The following is a 14,737-nucleotide window of genomic DNA, read 5'->3' as shown; positions in this document are numbered from 1 at the left end:
AGTCGCCCGTGCGAGCGTTGATCAGGAGTTGTCGAGCGGCAGGCCGGGCGGGTTGACCTGGGAGGTCTTGACGGCCTCGTTGGAGAGGTTCCAGGCGGCCAGCCACTTGGCGTACTGGCCGTGCTTGATCAGGTAGTTGATGGCCTCGGAGACCGGCTCGGCCAGCCCGCTGCCCTTCTTCGCCGTCGCGGCGATCAGTCCCTGGAGCTTCGCGCCGGCGCCGGAGTACTTGCCGGCGCTACGGGTCGCGTTGGGGGTGTTCGCCGTGTGGGTGGTGTGGTAGGCGATGCTGGGATTGGGGCCGAAGTGGGCATCGACCTTCCCGCTGTTCAGCGCCAGGTAGACGCTGTTGTTGTCCGGGTAGTACTTGACGGTGAGGTCCTTGTTCTCCTTCTTCAGCTTCGCCTTCCACTCCAGCAGGACCTTCTCCTGGTTGGTGCCCCGGCTCACCGAGACCGTCTTGCCGGCCAGGTTCTTGTAGTCGCCGTCGAAGTTCCAGGCGCTCTTCTTGGGCACCTCGAACCCGAGGTTGTCCTGCCGGTAGGTGGCAAACTCGTACTTCTTCTTGCGTTCCTCGGTGTCGGTGACGTTGGAAAAGGCCGCGTCGACCTTGCCGCTGTCGATGCCGACGAAGAGGTTCTCCCAAGTCGAGTTCTTCAGCTCGGGCTTGAGGCCGAGGACCGCGGCCACCAGTCGACCGAAGTCGGGCTCGGATCCGGTGAGGGTCTTCTGGTCATCCCCCACGTACTGAATCGGCACGGAGCCGGTGGGCAGGGCACCGACGCCGATGACCAGCTTGCCCTTCTTGGCGATCGACTTGGGCAGCTTGGCGCTGATGGACTTGACCTCGGAGACCTTGAGGTCGGTCTCCTTGGCGGCCCCGTTGGAAAGGGCGCCCACGGTGACCGTCCCGGAGGACTTGCCGGAATTGCCGGCCGCTTCGCTGTTGCCTCCGCAGGCGGCGAGGCCGATGGCGAGGGTGGTGACGGCGGTGCCCGCCGTAAGGCCGCGGAGGAGTCTGCTGCGAAGGCTGGGGGTGCGCATGGTGGTCCTTGTTCGGTGAGTGGTTGTGGTGACGTGTTGCGTGTTCGGCGGGGTCAGAGCACCTTGCTCAGGAAGTCCCTGGTCCGCTCGTGTTTCGGGTGGTCCAACACCTCGGTGGGCGGGCCCTGTTCGACGATCCGGCCCTCGTCGAGGAAGACAACCTGGTCGGCGACCTCACGGGCGAAGCCGATCTCGTGGGTGACGATGATGAGGGTGGTGCCGCTGGTGGCCAGGTCCTTGATGACGGCCAGCACCTCGCCGACCAGTTCGGGATCGAGCGCCGAGGTGGGTTCGTCGAAGAGGATGACCCCCGGCCGCAGGGCGAGCGCGCGGGCGATGGCCACTCTCTGCTGCTGGCCACCGGACAGCTGCCGCGGATAGGCGCCGACCTTGTCGGCCAGACCCACCCGGCCGAGCAGCTCGCGGGCCAGCTCCTGGGCCTGGGGCTTGGTCAGCTTCCCCGTGGCAACGGGAGCCGCCGCCACGTTGTCCAGCGCGGTCAGGTGCGGGAAGAGGTTGAAGTTCTGGAAGACAAAGCCGATCCGGCTGCGCTGGGCCAGGATGACCCGTTCGCTCAGCTCCTTGAGCCTCTCACCGTACCGGCGTACGCCGATCGGCTCGCCGTTCACGCTGACGTACCCGACCTCGGGCTTCTCCAGGTGGTTGATCACCCGCAGCAGGGTGGACTTGCCGGACCCGGACGGCCCGAGAATCACGGTGACCTCGCCCGGCCGCACGGTCAACTCGACGCCGTCCAGCACCCGGTGAGCGCCGTACCACTTGTGCACGTCGTGGACCTCAACGGCAGCCGGACGTATCTCGGTGGTGTCGGTGGTCTCATTCAGCTCGGTGGTCTCGATGGTCTTGATGGTCTCGGTGGTCATATCGCCGCCTCCCTCCGGGCTCGGGCCCGCAGATCACGCAGACCCGTCCGCAACTTCTGCAACGGCGTCGGCGGAAGGATGCGCGTCGCGCCCCGGGAGAAGTACCGCTCGACGTAGAACTGGACGATCGAGACCGCACTCGTGAGGATCAGGTACCAGACGGTGGCGACCAGCAGCAGCGGGACGATGTCACCCGGGTAGGTGCTGCCCATGCTCTGCGCGGATCCGAACAGATCGAGCAGGGACACGTAGAAGACGAGCGAGGTGCTCTTGATGAGATTGATCAGGAGATTGACGTAGTTCGGGGTGATGGAGCGCAGTGCCTGCGGAAAGACGATCTTCGTGAACTGGTAGCTCTTCGGCAGACCGAGTGCCGATGCCGCCTCGTGCTGCCCCTGGTCGACCGCGAGGATGCCGCTCCGCACCACCTCGGACGCGTACGCCGCCTCGTTCAGGCTGAGTCCGACGACCGCGACGACGATGTCGGTGGCGAGCCGGGACTCGTCGAAGGTGAAGAACGCAGGCCCGAACGGAACCCCGAGACTCAGCGTCTTGTACAGCGCGCTGAAGTTGTAGAGGAACAGCAGCACCACGATCAGCGGAACCGAACGGAACAGCCATGTATAGGTCCAGCTGACCGCCCGCAGCACCGGGCTCCGGGAGAGCCTGCCCATGGCGACCAGGATGCCGCCGAGCAGACCCAACACGGCGCTGCACGCCGTCACTTCGAGGGTGATGAGCAGACCGTCGAGGATCGTCGGGCGCAGGAACCAGTACTGGAACCGGTCCCACTGATAGAAGGGGTTGGTCACCAGTCCGTGGACGATCTGGGCGACCAGCACCAGCACGATCGCCGTGGCGATCCAGCGGCCTGGTCTGCGCAGCGGCAGGATCCGCTGTGCTGACAGTGGCCGCGGGGCGGTGTCAGCACCCGGCCGTTCGGCCTCGGCGGGTCGTACGGAACGAGGCGCGGAGGAGGGTTTGGGGGTCTCCTCGGCAGGAGGCGCTGAGGCGAGGGATACCGCAGCGCCAGGAGATTGACTCATGGAGGGCTCCAGCGAATTGGGACACCCCGGACCGCAGATACGGCAACGGCACCGCAGAGCCGACAGGACTCTGCGTGACGATGCGCACGGGGCACGCGGAACGGGGGCTGGGCAGGAAGGACGCACACCGCGACAGCGGTGGCATCAGAGATTCAGAAGACCGTCAGCCTTGGCAGAAGACACAGCCGGTACAGGTGCCTGTGCCGGTGCCGGTACACAGCGCGCTGTTGACGCGAAGCAGATCGACCGACCGGTTCGCGCACAGCAACAGGCAGCCACGGCGCCGCCATGCGGCCGTCCCGAAAGCTGCGTACATTGCATCACCGTCACTGTTCCGGCCCCTGGGGGCCTCGCGCTTACCGAATGTCTTCCGGTCCGGTCGTCACCTGGGGCACCCCACCGCGGCGCGAGGGTTGCCGGTCAGCAAGCCAGGGCTTGTCGCTGACGCTCATGACCGATCTGCGGCGTAAGTTAGACAGACCTCGGACATGGTTGTCAAAGCCTGCCCGACCTGTGGGACGAAAAAACGAGTCGGGGTGAACCTGGTGAGATGCCGACGAGTCCCACATGCGCATCCACGCAGGTCACAGCCCCGCCGTGGCGATACGGCATGGCGCAATACTCCGGCAACACACCTGGTCGGCAAACGCGGTTACGGTCCCTGCCATGCCCTCCACACAACGCCTCCGCCAACAGCAGGGTGCCGACCCGACGAGCCCGACCGCGGCCGCCGCGTGGCGTCGGCGGCTGCGCGCGGACCAGGCTCGGCAGCTCGCGGACCTGCTGCGGCAGCAGGTGCTCGGCGGAGCGTTCCCGGACGGGGCACTGCCGCACGAGGCGACCCTGTGTGCCGACTACCGAGCCAGCCGCAACACCGTGCGCCAGGCGCCGGATCTGCTGCGCGCCGAGGGGCTGGTGGAGCGGGTACCGGGGGTGGGCACGGTGGTGGTCGCCGAGAAATACCCGCACGCACTGAACCGTCTGCAGGGCCTGGCCGAGACTCTGCACGAACACGGCAGGGTCAGCAATGAGGTCCGCACCGTCGGGCCGGTCGTGGCCCCCGCCTGTGTGGCAGAGCGGCTGGGCGTGCCGGACGGCAACGAGGTGCTGTACGTGGAGCGGCTGCGACGGCTCGGCGGGCTGCCGCTGTCGCTGGATCTCACATACATCCCCCTGGACATCGGCGTGCGGCTGCTCGGTGCCGACCTGGAGAACACCGACATCTTCCGGCTTCTGGAGGAGCTCACCGGGCAGCCGCTCGGCACCGCCGAGATCACCCTGGAGGCGGTCAACGCCGACGCGCACTCGGCGGCCGTGCTGCAGGCGCCGCGCGGTGCGGCGGTGCTGATGCTGGAGCGGCTGACCCATCTGTCCGATGGCCGGCCCGTCGACCTCGAGTTCATCCGGTTCCGCGGTGACCGCATCACCATGCGGGGGCTGCTGCACCGCTCGCTCTGATACGCCTGATCTGGCGGCATGTGGTTCGGCTGGCCGATTCTTGCCGCCGTCGGCCACGTCCCCGACCTTCGGCCCGCAGCGGAACTACGCACTGCCCGGCGTCGGCTCGTACGCCGGTGCCGCCATCGCCGACGGTGACCTGGCCAAGGTCGGCTGGGTCATCGCCACCGTGGCCGTGATGGTCATCGCCGTCGCCTTCTTCATCGGCACCATCGAGCTGGTCACCGTCCTCCACGACAAACTCGGCCTCAACGACCCACTGACCGGCTGGATCTCCTCCAACCTCGACAATGCCGGCTTCGTCATCGTCGGCCTGTTCGTGGTGGTGTGGGCGGCGGCACTGGCGTACTGGCGCCTGGCCGGCCCTAAAGGTCGAGCTGATGCTGGTGTGTCGTGTGCGTGGGTGCGTAGCCGAGACCGTCGTTGATCTGTCTCATGTGCGTGTTGCTGTCGGCGGTGTCGGTCAGGAGGCCACCGAGGTCCGGATAGTCCCTATGGGCCTGTCGGATCGACTCGGCCTTCATCCATCGGCCGAGGCCGTGTCCACGGTGCTCGGGCAGCACACCGGTGCCGTAGTGCTGGCCGTCACCTGCGCCGTTGCCGGGGATGACGAGTTCGGTGAACCCGGCGATCGAACCGTTGGAGGCGTCGATGGCGACGACGGTGTGCAGGTGGTCGCCTCGCTGTTCGACGGCCTTCGCCGCGGCCCGCACGCGGTCCACGTCCCAGGTCACGGTGCCGTAGTCGGTGTCGTCCATGGGCATGTCGTCCATGGCGCGGCGTGAGGCGGCGAACGTCTGGGCAAGGTCGTCGGGGACAGTTCCCTGCCAGGACATCAGCCGGTAGCCGGGATGCGGACGCTCGATGACCTCGGCGAGGACGGCGGTATCCACGTCAGCCAGCGGCAAGCGGGTGAACCTCAAGGTGAGGACCTTCCGGAAACCGCGCGCTGCCAGGAAGTGGTCGCCGGGCGATCCGGCTTCTGCCTGCGCGACAACGCAGCGTCGGGCGTTGTCCCGGGCGGTGGCCACGGAGATGTTGAGGAGCCGGGAGCCGACGCCCTTGCGGCGCTCCGCGGGATGAACACGAAGGTCGAGCTCGGCCAGGTGCTCTTGTCCGCCATCGAACAGGCGCAGAAAGGCCGTCCCGGCAGGGATGGAATCCGCGTCCGACGCCAACCAGGCAAGACGCCGGCCGTGCGGCCCGTGAGCGGGGTCGGTCAGTGGGGTGATGCGAAGGGACAAGGTGTCTCCGTCGTGAGGAGGTGGCAAAGGTCAGTACGCGAGCTCAACTCCTGGGCACTCCTGCGCATGTGCTCCACACCTCCTCGTCGACAGCGCCGGCCTGCACCAATGCAGGCGGCTGGGTGAACCTAGCTGGCCGATTGGCTCCTGGGCAACGGGTTAACGAAAAGGCGATGCGCGGGTGTGGTCACAGCCACTCGTTGATGGCCGCGACGAGGACGGTCGCCTCGTATCTCGTGGCCATCAACGAGTGGCTGTAGCTGGGCTCTTCAGTCACAAGCGCAGCTCTAGTGTCAGCTCATCGTGCAGTCCGATGCCGTAATCGCCCACCAGCGGGATGGACGGCTTCAAAACCCGGGCCGCATCGACCGCACCCGGTGAGACATCCACGATCCGCATGCCACGCCGCTGATAAAACCGAAGCGCGTCGAGATTGTCGTTGGTGGTGACCAGCCACATCCGTCGGCTGCCGGCCTCTCGGGCTACCTGGGCAGCAGCATCCAGCAGGACGCTGCCCACCCCGATGCGCCGCATCACCGCGTCCAGGGACACTACTTCCAGCCCCTGGACAGAGATCTCATAGATGAGCAGGCCCACGACACGGCCGTCCTCCTCGGCCAGCAGGGCCGGAAGGTCCGCAGCGTTGTAGACCGTGCTGTGCACCACCACGGTCGTACTGCCCCAGGACGCCGTGAGGATGTCTGTGATCACGTCACGGTCGGAAAGCCGGGCAGTCCTGACACGAAGATCTCCCATGGCGGACAACGCTACCCGTCACAGGGAACCTTCACCCTGAGCAGGCCTTTTCGCTTCAACGCCCGCCTTTCGAAACGCGCTCTGGACGGCCGTGATCATTCTCGCCGATAACCGCTGTACCGATGTTCCCCGAGGCCGGAATCCTGGTGGCCTGCCACCGCGACGGCCGCGGTTGTGCCGGTGCCTTCGTTGGTCCGTCTTCTCCGGGATGGCGTGTGCGATGCTACGTTTGCGCAGGTATGTGCGGAAGCCGTGGGAGCTGTAAACCTAATAGGCGCTGTGGGTTGGCCGTTGGGCCAATCCTGGCAGGGCTCGGGGTCGTTCCACCCGTATCGCAGCCATGACCTGGGTGAACGCGGGGGCATCGCCGGCTTGCCCAGGGGTGAGGCGGAAGGCCAGGGGCCGGCACCGGCCGTCTTTCAGCGAGGTGGATCTTCGTCGTCAGTCCGCCGCGGGACCGGCCGAGGCCGTAGCCGTGCGGCTCGCTGTCCGATGCCCCTTTTGACGGGCCCCGGCAGCGTGCTGATGGGGCACGGACGATTGTGGAATCCACCGCGACAACCCAGTCCAGGTCTTCCTCGGTGTCGGCTTGGGCGAGCAGGGCGCCGCCGCCCGCGTGGGACGAGCGCACCCAGCTCACCACGTCCTCGACTACGCACGTGACACCGCCCCAGCCAAGTGCGATGGCGTCTCTGCGGAGAACGCACGCAAGGCGCTCCTGCCGGGCTCACCGCTGATGACCATGAGCGGAGTGATCAACCACCACCGCTGGGTCGAGTACTACTGGTTCCAAGTGGTCTTCCTCGGCGAGGAAGACCGGGGCCCCTGGACCGAGGAGGACCCCGACCGCGAGATGCGTATCGCCGTCGACTTCCCGCTCACGCAGTTGCTCGACCAATACGCCGAACAGAGCGCCGGCTACCGCGAGCTGGTCGCCGGGATGGGCCTGGACAAGCATGCCCAGCGAGCCATTCGCAACGGCCTCCATGTTGACCTGCGCTGGATCCTCCTGCACCTCATCGAGGAGACGGCCCGCCACAACGGAGATGACGTCGAAGCGGTCGGGGCGGTATCCGTCGGCGATCATGCCGCAGGCGATCGACCCGGCACCCGCCCGAAGGCGGTCCTGGACCGGGCGTTGTGGCGGTGCACGCCCGGGGCCCCTGCGAGCGAACCGGTGTGCTGACGGCCGCCCGGCGGATCCGTACGGGCCTCAGGACATGCTGCCCCGGCACACCGTCCCCGGGGCCGGGGTACGGCCCGTGCGGAGGTATTGGTCGACCGTCTCCATGACGCAGCGGTTCTGCGGGTACGTGCCATGGCCCTCCTCCTCGGCCGTCAGGAGCACGCCGACACCGTCGCCCAGGGCGCGGGCCATGTGGCGGGCGCCAGGGTATGGCGTAGTCGGGTCGCCGGTGCCGCCGACCACCAGGACAGGGGCCGCGCCATCGGCGTTCACCTGGAGCGTGGCGCGCTCGCCGTGGAACGGCCAGTCGTAACAGAGGTAGACGCCGGTGGACCAGGCCGCGCCGAAGACGGGTGAGGCGGCTTTGACGCGGGCCTCGTCCCTGTCGAGGCGTTCGAAGCCGGGGCGCAGACTGGAGTCCGCGCAGGTGATCGCGGTCCGGGCGGCGCGGCTGCTGTTGCGCGGGGTCGCCGCGCGGTCGGCGGAGCCGATGTCGTCCGCGCCCTTGCTCAGCGGACGGCCGTCGTTGTGGTCGATCAGGGCGGTGAGGGCCTTGGCGAGCGGCGACCAGCCGTCTGTGCCGAGGTCGAGATGGTCGCTGACGGCGTATGCGAGGTCTTTGGCGTCGAGGTTCCTTCCGCCGCCGGCCGGGGCGGGTTTCTTCTTCAGGCGGTCGGCCAGGCGCGCCATGCGTCGCGCGGCCTCCTCGGGCCCGTCGCCGGTCGGGCAGTGGCGGATACGGGCCGCGCAGTGCGCGGCGAACCGGTCGAACGCTGCCTGGACCGCCTTGACCTGGGACACCTGCTCCTCGTCGAGGTCCTCGGTCGGATCGACGGACGCTTCGAGGACGAGCCGTCCGACGTGCGACGGGTACTGGTGGGCGTAGACCGCGCCGAGCGCCGTTCCGTACGAGACGCCGAAGTAGTGCAGCCGCTCGTCGCCGAGGAGGTAGCGCATCAGGTCGAGGTCGCGCGCGGTATGCGAGGTGCCGATGTACCGAAGGAGCGCCCCGGAGTGCTCGGCGCAGGCGTCGGCCCCGTCGTAGCCGGTGTCATCCGCGGTCTTCCCGCAGCGCACGGGGATGGTCGCGCCAACGCCGCGCGGGTCGAAGGAGACCAGGTCGTAGCGGTCGAGGAGCGGCTTGTACTGGTTGAGGCGTTCGAGCAGTCCACTCACACCGGACACGCCGGGGCCGCCGAAGTTCAGGACGAGCGAGCCGATGCGCCGGGCGTTCGGGCCGGTGGCCTTGCGGCGGATCAGGGCGACGTCGATCGTCCTGCCGTCTGGTTTCCGGTAGTCGAGGGGGGCCTTCATGGCGGCGCAGTCGTAGCCCGTACGCGCGGCGGGCGGCGAGGTGCAGCGGGACCAGTGCAGGTGCTGGCCGGTGGTGAGCGCGGTGGGCAGACCGGCGGGCGGGTTGCTCGCGGTGAACTCCGTACGCGGCTCCGCACTCCGGCCGGGAGCGTCGTGCTGGAGCCAGGCGCCGACGGCCCCGATCGCGGCGAGGACGACCCCGGCGATGATGCACGCCCCGACCGAGAGGCCCGGTCTGCGGCTTCGTATCGGATGGGCGTCACTCATCGAAATCCCCGCGCTCCCGCCCCTGGACGCCCGCCCCGTGCCCGCATGCCCGTACCCGAGATGTCCGATCGTCGAATGAGTGCAGGGTACAAGCCGCCTCCGACAGCACGGCTCGCGAGAGTGCCCAGAAATTTAGACCGCCCCGTGCTCACCCAACTCCTCCTGCGGTCCGGCCCGGCGAGTGCTGGACGCCGGGCTGCTGGGTGTGCGGCGGCAAGGCCGTCACCGGGGCAGGCTGTGGCCGGGGGCCGCGGGCGACGGCGCGCTCCCGCATGCCGTCCTGGAGCCTGACGGCCAGCCGAGCGGCTGCTTCGAAGGTCCGGCGGGACTGCTCCACCGTGTCGACGCCGACGCCGGACTCCTGCTCCAGAAGGCGGCCTGCCCTCCGGCCGGTGTGGAACGGCCGCGAAGCCCCTCCCAGGTGCCGTCCGCGGACCAACGTCTGTGGGTACACCGTCTTCCATGGACCGAAACGCGCAGGTAGATCCCGCCATGGCACCCCAGTACGCAGTCGGTACAGGATTTCGTTGAGACCCTGCGGTGACCGGCCCAACGACCTCCCCACTTCCCGTCCTACCTATCGGTCATGGGCACTCCGCAGTCCAAACTCCGTCACGGCCATGCTCGCGCCGCCGAGCGGACGTTGTCCGACCCGCCGCAGGGCCACCTGGTGCGCATCATCGACTGCACCGTGCCTGTCCACCCACACACTGGGGCACCCCGCACCGAGATCTTCCAGTTGGCCACCAGCCTGCTGGAGCACCGACTCGCCCCGCACGTCAATTCGCGATGATCTATCACGAGCGCTGGTAGATCGAAAACGGATACGCGAATTTAGGGAATCGCCTACGCGGGGCCGGCTGCCCTCAACGATGGGGCGGTCGGGATGTGGCAGAGGGAGCCCCGGGCAAGTGCGGGCGGTCCCGACTCGAAGTGGTCACGGCCCGACGGGTTCGGGCGTCTCAGCTCGAGTCTGGGCGGCGGCCAGCAGGGGGTAATCGGTGTACCCGGTCTCACCGCCCGTGTACATCAGGCCTTGGTCTCGTACCTGGTTGATCGGCGCACCGATGCGCAGTCGTTCGACCAGGTCGGGATTGGCGAGGAAGGGACGGCCGAGTGAGATCAGGTCGGCTCCTGCGGCGAGAAGCCGCTCGCCTTGGTGCTTTCCGCCGTCGGTCGGCAACGGCTTGCCCCACCCGAGGACCGGGTTGGCGATCAGCGTGCCCGGCCAGGTCTTACGGATCTCCTGGAAGAGGGGCTGGTCCGGATCCGCGAAGACAATGTGCAGATAGGCGAGGCCAACGTCGGCCAGGGCAGCGATGAGCGCCGGGTAGATGTCCTCGGTATCGCCCTCCTCTATGCCGTTGACGGTGAGTCCGGGCGCGATCCGCACGCCCACCCGCTCGGGGCCGATCGCGTCGGCGACGGCCTGGACCACCTCGACCGTGAACCGAATGCGGTCAGCCACCGATCCGCCATAGGCGTCAGTGCGGTGGTTGGTTCCCTGTGCCAGGAACTGGTGCAGAAGGTAGCCGTTGGCGGCGTGCACCTCCACACCGGCAAAGCCGGCGTCGATGGCGTTGCGGGCAGCAGCGGCGAAGTCGGTTACGGTGGAGTGGATCTCGTCGATCGTCATCTCGCGGGGCACGATGGCGCTCTGGTGGCCGCTGGGAGTGAAGATCGTCTCCGTGAGCGGGACCGGAGAGGGCGCAACCGGCGTCAACCCGCTGGTGTCGGGGTGGCCGACCCGGCCACCGTGCTGCAGCTGCAAGAACATCCGGCCGCCCGCAGCGCGCACGGCGTTGGTGACGCGCCGCCATCCGGCCACATGCGCCTCGTTGTAAATCGCGGTGATGTTGGGGTAGGTCTGCCCCACGGCGTTCGGTGTGGATGCCTCGGCGATGATCAACCCCGCTGAGGCACGCTGGGCGTAGTAGGTGGCCATCACCGGTTGCGGGACGCCGTCGACGCCGGCGCGGTTGCGGGTCATTGGCGCCATCACCAAACGGTTCGGCATGCGCAGGGCGCCGAGGCGAGCGGGCTCGAAGAGGCTGGAGTCAACTGGTGGGTTCGTCATGCCTGTACCGTAGGAGTTGACATTGGTGTCAGGTTCAAGCGCTGGGTCGGCATGCGAGGTGGGGAATGCGGATCGGTGAACTGGCTCGGCATAGCGGCGTGAGCGAGCGTTCGCTGCGCTATTACGAGACGCAGGGACTGCTCAGAGCCGAGCGTACTCCGGGTGGCCAACGGCAATACGGTGAGTGGGCGGTCGACCGGGTCATCCGCATCCAGGCCCTCTACGCCGCTGGGCTGAACAGCAAGAAAATCGCGCAACTGCTCCCCTGCATGCGGGACGCCGACGGGGCCCCGAGCGAGATCGCCACACCACAGCTGGTCAACGACCTCACTGCGGAACGAGATCGCATCAATCGAATGATCACCGATCTCCTCCGCTCTCGTGACGTCCTGGACGAAGTCATCGCCACTGCCTCGGCCGGGGTACACGCCTCCGCCATCTCCCGCACTGACACCGCCGGGGCCCACCACGGATAGTGTGCCAATCGACAGAGGCTGTGGGCGTTGGCACCATCAATACGACAGTCCTGAATGGGCGGGGAATGGGGGGTGAGCAGGTCTGGGAGCCCATGAACAGGGGTGGGAATTTCAAGGCTCTGACCGCGATTGCGTGAATCCACAGGTTCGCTCTTCGTTCAGTTGCGTGGGAGGCCGGGGGCCGAAGTGGCGGTCACGAGGCAGGACTGGCAGCGCGACGAGCGCGACGGTACCCCCGCCGACTTGTTTAGTGCCGCGAAGGGCCTAGCCTTCCGATCAGCTGGCGTGGACACAGGTGAGGGCACGTTCGGGGGCCATCTTGAGCGGTAGTGGAATGTACGGCACACATCCTGAGTGGCTCGCGGATGTCCTGGAAGCCGTTGGCGACTCGGCGATGGTGCTCTCGTATGAGGAGGACCGGGAGTTCGCCGCACTAAGCCTGAGCCGCTTCAATGCGGTGGGATCGAGTCGCTTGGACTGGTACGGGGTCGAGGTGATCGAGCGGTGCAGCGCGTTCGATGGTGAACAGCTGCGCAGGCTGGTGCGTGCGTATGCCGGGACGAACGAACTCGTAGTCCTCTTCTGGGCCAACCTCGCGGTGCCGTCGGTTGCGCTGGAAGCCGCACTGGTGGCGGACCATGCGGAGGCGGTGTTGGAGTGCGGCCCTGAGTGCTGGATCTACCTCACCGACAGCGGGGTGCTGATCGAGTTCCAGGATGGTGAGGGGCTTTCCGTGGGGCGGGTGCCGCACTGACGATACACACGACTCTGTCCGCAGTTCCGTCAAGATCACGGCTGGGTAAGGACGCGGGTTCGGAGGAGTTCGAAGGAAGCCCGGCCATACATTGCCCTCTTGAGTGTTTTCACCCTGTTCACGTGGCCTTCCACAACGCCTGAACTTCAAGGAAGAGTCAGTCCGGCGGTGACGGCGTCTAGGTCGTGGCGGAGGGAACCGGCGAAGCTCTTCATCGGCTTGGGAGCGTCCTGCTCGGCCTGGCGGATCCACTCCAGCAGGAAGTGCCCGCGCTGGTGACGAACGAGGTCTGCGAAAGCGCGGGCCAGGTCGCAAGCGCGGGTGATGTCCGGGCAGGCGACCCGGACTTCAAGCAGCCGCTCTTCCTGGCTGTCGGTGAGCGTCTCGCGGGGCCGCATGATCCATGAGGTGATCTTGCGTGGGCTGGGAATGTCTGCCCGGACGGGCTCGGCGGTGCCAGCCCGCAAGGGCAGCAAGGTGCCTGCGGACGACCTGACAGCTGCCGCGGTAGCCCCGTTCACAGATTTCCCGGAACAGACGGCTGGCGCTGACCTGCCCGAGGGTGCCTGTGAACCGTGCGTTGAGATACGGCTTGAACGGCTCCAGCACCCCGGCAGGCCGGCGGTCGTGGGCGGAGGCAAGGAGCTCGTCGAGGTCGGTGTCGCGGAAGCGGCGGACGGTCTTACGGTCCAGGTTCAGGCGGCGGGCGATGGCGCTGATGGTCCAGCCGGCGTCGACGAGCCGGTGGATGTCCGTGTAACGGTGGCGAGTCCGCTCGATGATCTGGGTGCGCGGCAGACCAGGCGGCGGCAGTTCGATGAGCTGGGGCTTCGGCGGCTTGCTCGTTTCCTCCTCGTCAATGCGTTTACGCAGGCAGGCGCGATGCTGATGGCAGGTCTTCTCGACTGGGGAGGACAGATTTTGAAGCAAGTGCCACCTGTCGGCGACTTCCAGGGCGCCGGGGGCGGCTTGCTTGATCGCACGGGTGTAGGCAGTGGCCCGGTCACGGCAGATGATCTCGGCTCCGGGATGCTCCCGCAGCCAGCCGGCGAACGCCTCCGACGTGCGATCGGGCAGCACATCCACCACTCTCCCGGCTTCGACGTCCACCAGGACCGTGCCGTAAGTGCACCCCTTGCGGAAGGCGAACTTGTCGACGCCCAGCACTCGCGGCGCTTGCTCTGGCACCAGAGGCGCCTCCAGCAGATCAAGCAGCTGGGTCCGGCCCGCAGCCAGCCGTAACTGGCGGCAAAGACGCTCGCCCGCTCGGCCGCCGAGCTCCGCCGCGATGGACCGCAGCCACCGCTTGAGCCCCACGCTCGACCGCCGATATCGCTCGGTCAGGCCGTCGATCTGCTCGGCGAAGGTCTTCCGGGAACACGACTCCCGGTCACAGAAGTACCTCCTGACCCGGAGCCGGACCACGACTCGCTGAGAGCCCACCGGCCTTTCGGAGAGGCGACGTTGGTACGAGCTGTGCACCCGCCACGCCCGACGACGGCAGTCCGGACACCGGCCCGGCCGACTCGTGGGTACCGCCTCGACCATGAGCCCGTCAGACGAGGCACTGATGCGCACCACTCGCACACCGATCCCGGGAAACAGCGCATCCTCTACCACCTTGACCGTCACGGAGTGCAAGACCCCGAAGAAACGATCTCGCGTTCCCACCGCTGACCTGGGGATTCACGTAATCGCGGTCAGAGCCAATTTCGGGCATCCCCATCAACGCCGGGCCATTTCGGCACGTCAGGGCGCCCCAGTACTCACGCCTCGGCGAGCAAGCCCTTGCGCAGCTTGGTGCAGATGCGGTTCAGCAGTCGGGAGATGTGCATCTGGGAGAGGTTGAGTTCCCGTCCGATGTCGGCCTGTGTCATCTCTTGCCCGAATCGGAGTTGGAGCAGGTGACGTTCGCGCTCGTCGAGCTGTGCCAGGTGGGGCTTGAGAGCCTGGATGTTTTCGGCGAGGTCCAGCGCTGGGTCGTTGTTGCCCATCAGGTCCGCCACCAGCCCGGCCTGATTCTTTCCCGTGGTCTGGATCGGCCGGTCGATGGAGTCGGTGTCATAGCCGTTGCAGGCGATGAGCCCTTCTCGCACCTCGTCCTCCGGCAGCTTCAGATGCGCGGCGAGTTCGGCTGGGGAGGGATTGTGGTTGTCGGCGGCCTCCAGGTCATCGAAGGCCCGCGCGAGGTCGATACGGAGTTCCTGCAGCCGGCGCGGCACGTGGACGGA

Annotated in this window: 14 protein-coding genes, 4 pseudogenes and 1 riboswitch; of the genes and pseudogenes, 6 read left to right on the top strand and 12 right to left on the bottom strand. The window is 67.3% G+C overall.

Features of this window, described 5'->3' with window-relative positions:
- Window positions 1-21: 21 nt before the first annotated feature.
- From ACZ7MX_RS39105 to ACZ7MX_RS39095, 3 genes are all read right to left on the bottom strand, one after another.
- Window positions 22-1,044 carry an ABC transporter substrate-binding protein gene (locus ACZ7MX_RS39105; RefSeq protein WP_472139417.1) on the bottom strand — a complete coding sequence of 341 codons (1,023 nt, stop codon included), beginning with the start codon at window positions 1,042-1,044 and terminating at the stop codon, window positions 22-24.
- A 53-nt stretch (window positions 1,045-1,097) separates the two neighbouring features.
- Entirely contained in the window at window positions 1,098-1,862 is a 765-nt protein-coding gene (locus ACZ7MX_RS39100) for an amino acid ABC transporter ATP-binding protein (protein ID WP_472139471.1), read from the bottom strand.
- Window positions 1,863-1,924: 62 nt separating this feature from the next.
- Window positions 1,925-2,974: an amino acid ABC transporter permease gene (locus ACZ7MX_RS39095; protein ID WP_472139415.1), complete on the bottom strand. Its 1,050-nt coding sequence runs from the start codon at window positions 2,972-2,974 to the stop codon at window positions 1,925-1,927.
- A 347-nt stretch (window positions 2,975-3,321) separates the two neighbouring features.
- Window positions 3,322-3,430, bottom strand: a riboswitch (SAM riboswitch).
- A gap of 210 nt (window positions 3,431-3,640) precedes the next feature.
- Here ACZ7MX_RS39095 and ACZ7MX_RS39090 point away from each other — a divergent pair.
- The gene (locus ACZ7MX_RS39090) at window positions 3,641-4,432 is read left to right on the top strand and encodes a GntR family transcriptional regulator (protein WP_472139413.1); all 792 of its coding nucleotides are present in this window, start codon (window positions 3,641-3,643) and stop codon (window positions 4,430-4,432) included.
- 166 nt (window positions 4,433-4,598) lie between these two features.
- Window positions 4,599-4,859 (top strand): annotated as a pseudogene (locus tag ACZ7MX_RS39085) (HoxN/HupN/NixA family nickel/cobalt transporter); the annotation flags it as partial.
- Here the strand turns inward: ACZ7MX_RS39085 and ACZ7MX_RS39080 are convergent.
- The 3 genes and pseudogenes from ACZ7MX_RS39080 to ACZ7MX_RS39070 form a co-directional block, all read right to left on the bottom strand.
- A complete protein-coding gene (locus tag ACZ7MX_RS39080) occupies window positions 4,798-5,676 on the bottom strand; it encodes a GNAT family N-acetyltransferase (protein ID WP_472139411.1) in 879 nt (292 codons plus the stop codon). The pseudogene ACZ7MX_RS39085 and the gene ACZ7MX_RS39080 overlap by 62 nt on opposite strands.
- Window positions 5,677-5,949: 273 nt before the next feature.
- Window positions 5,950-6,387: a GNAT family N-acetyltransferase gene (locus ACZ7MX_RS39075; protein ID WP_472139409.1), complete on the bottom strand. Its 438-nt coding sequence runs from the start codon at window positions 6,385-6,387 to the stop codon at window positions 5,950-5,952.
- A gap of 466 nt (window positions 6,388-6,853) precedes the next feature.
- Window positions 6,854-7,033, bottom strand: a pseudogene (locus ACZ7MX_RS39070) (IS5/IS1182 family transposase); the annotation flags it as partial.
- Here ACZ7MX_RS39070 and ACZ7MX_RS39065 point away from each other — a divergent pair.
- Window positions 7,014-7,477: pseudogene (locus tag ACZ7MX_RS39065) on the top strand (DinB family protein); the annotation flags it as partial. The pseudogenes ACZ7MX_RS39070 and ACZ7MX_RS39065 overlap by 20 nt on opposite strands.
- Window positions 7,478-7,645: 168 nt before the next feature.
- Here ACZ7MX_RS39065 and ACZ7MX_RS39060 read toward each other — a convergent pair.
- Together ACZ7MX_RS39060 and ACZ7MX_RS39055 are read right to left on the bottom strand one after the other, a co-directional pair.
- Complete coding sequence (locus ACZ7MX_RS39060) at window positions 7,646-9,199, bottom strand: alpha/beta hydrolase (protein ID WP_472139407.1); 1,554 nt, start codon at window positions 9,197-9,199, stop codon at window positions 7,646-7,648.
- Window positions 9,200-9,647: 448 nt separating this feature from the next.
- Window positions 9,648-9,722 (bottom strand): annotated as a pseudogene (locus ACZ7MX_RS39055) (transposase); the annotation flags it as partial.
- 63 nt (window positions 9,723-9,785) lie between these two features.
- Between ACZ7MX_RS39055 and ACZ7MX_RS39050 the strand changes: the two are divergent.
- Window positions 9,786-9,992, top strand: a complete 207-nt coding sequence (locus ACZ7MX_RS39050; protein WP_472139406.1) for a hypothetical protein — start codon at window positions 9,786-9,788, stop codon at window positions 9,990-9,992.
- A gap of 144 nt (window positions 9,993-10,136) precedes the next feature.
- On the opposite strand, the gene ACZ7MX_RS39045 is transcribed toward ACZ7MX_RS39050, so the two are convergent.
- Window positions 10,137-11,276: an alkene reductase gene (locus ACZ7MX_RS39045; protein WP_472139405.1), complete on the bottom strand. Its 1,140-nt coding sequence runs from the start codon at window positions 11,274-11,276 to the stop codon at window positions 10,137-10,139.
- Window positions 11,277-11,341: 65 nt separating this feature from the next.
- Here ACZ7MX_RS39045 and ACZ7MX_RS39040 point away from each other — a divergent pair, with 65 nt between their 5' ends.
- On the top strand, window positions 11,342-11,752 hold the full coding sequence (locus ACZ7MX_RS39040; RefSeq protein ID WP_472139403.1) for a MerR family transcriptional regulator: 411 nt from the start codon (window positions 11,342-11,344) through the stop codon (window positions 11,750-11,752).
- 334 nt (window positions 11,753-12,086) lie between these two features.
- Window positions 12,087-12,506: a CDI toxin immunity protein gene (locus tag ACZ7MX_RS39035; RefSeq protein WP_472139402.1), complete on the top strand. Its 420-nt coding sequence runs from the start codon at window positions 12,087-12,089 to the stop codon at window positions 12,504-12,506.
- A gap of 146 nt (window positions 12,507-12,652) precedes the next feature.
- Here the strand turns inward: ACZ7MX_RS39035 and ACZ7MX_RS39030 are convergent, their stop codons facing one another.
- From ACZ7MX_RS39030 to ACZ7MX_RS39020, 3 genes are all read right to left on the bottom strand, one after another.
- On the bottom strand, window positions 12,653-12,904 hold the full coding sequence (locus ACZ7MX_RS39030) for a transposase (RefSeq protein ID WP_472139401.1): 252 nt from the start codon (window positions 12,902-12,904) through the stop codon (window positions 12,653-12,655).
- Window positions 12,855-14,054 carry an ISL3 family transposase gene (locus ACZ7MX_RS39025; RefSeq protein ID WP_472139469.1) on the bottom strand — a complete coding sequence of 400 codons (1,200 nt, stop codon included), beginning with the start codon at window positions 14,052-14,054 and terminating at the stop codon, window positions 12,855-12,857. Before ACZ7MX_RS39025 ends, ACZ7MX_RS39030 begins: the two co-directional genes overlap by 50 nt.
- 218 nt (window positions 14,055-14,272) lie before the next feature.
- Window positions 14,273-14,737 (bottom strand): sigma-70 family RNA polymerase sigma factor (locus ACZ7MX_RS39020; RefSeq protein ID WP_472139399.1); only part of this gene is annotated, 465 nt, incomplete at its 5' end.

This window comes from Streptomyces sp. NPDC107765, from assembly GCF_055657085.1.
Note: the sequence above shows the minus strand (reverse complement) of the source record. Positions and strands in the feature narration are given on the sequence as shown.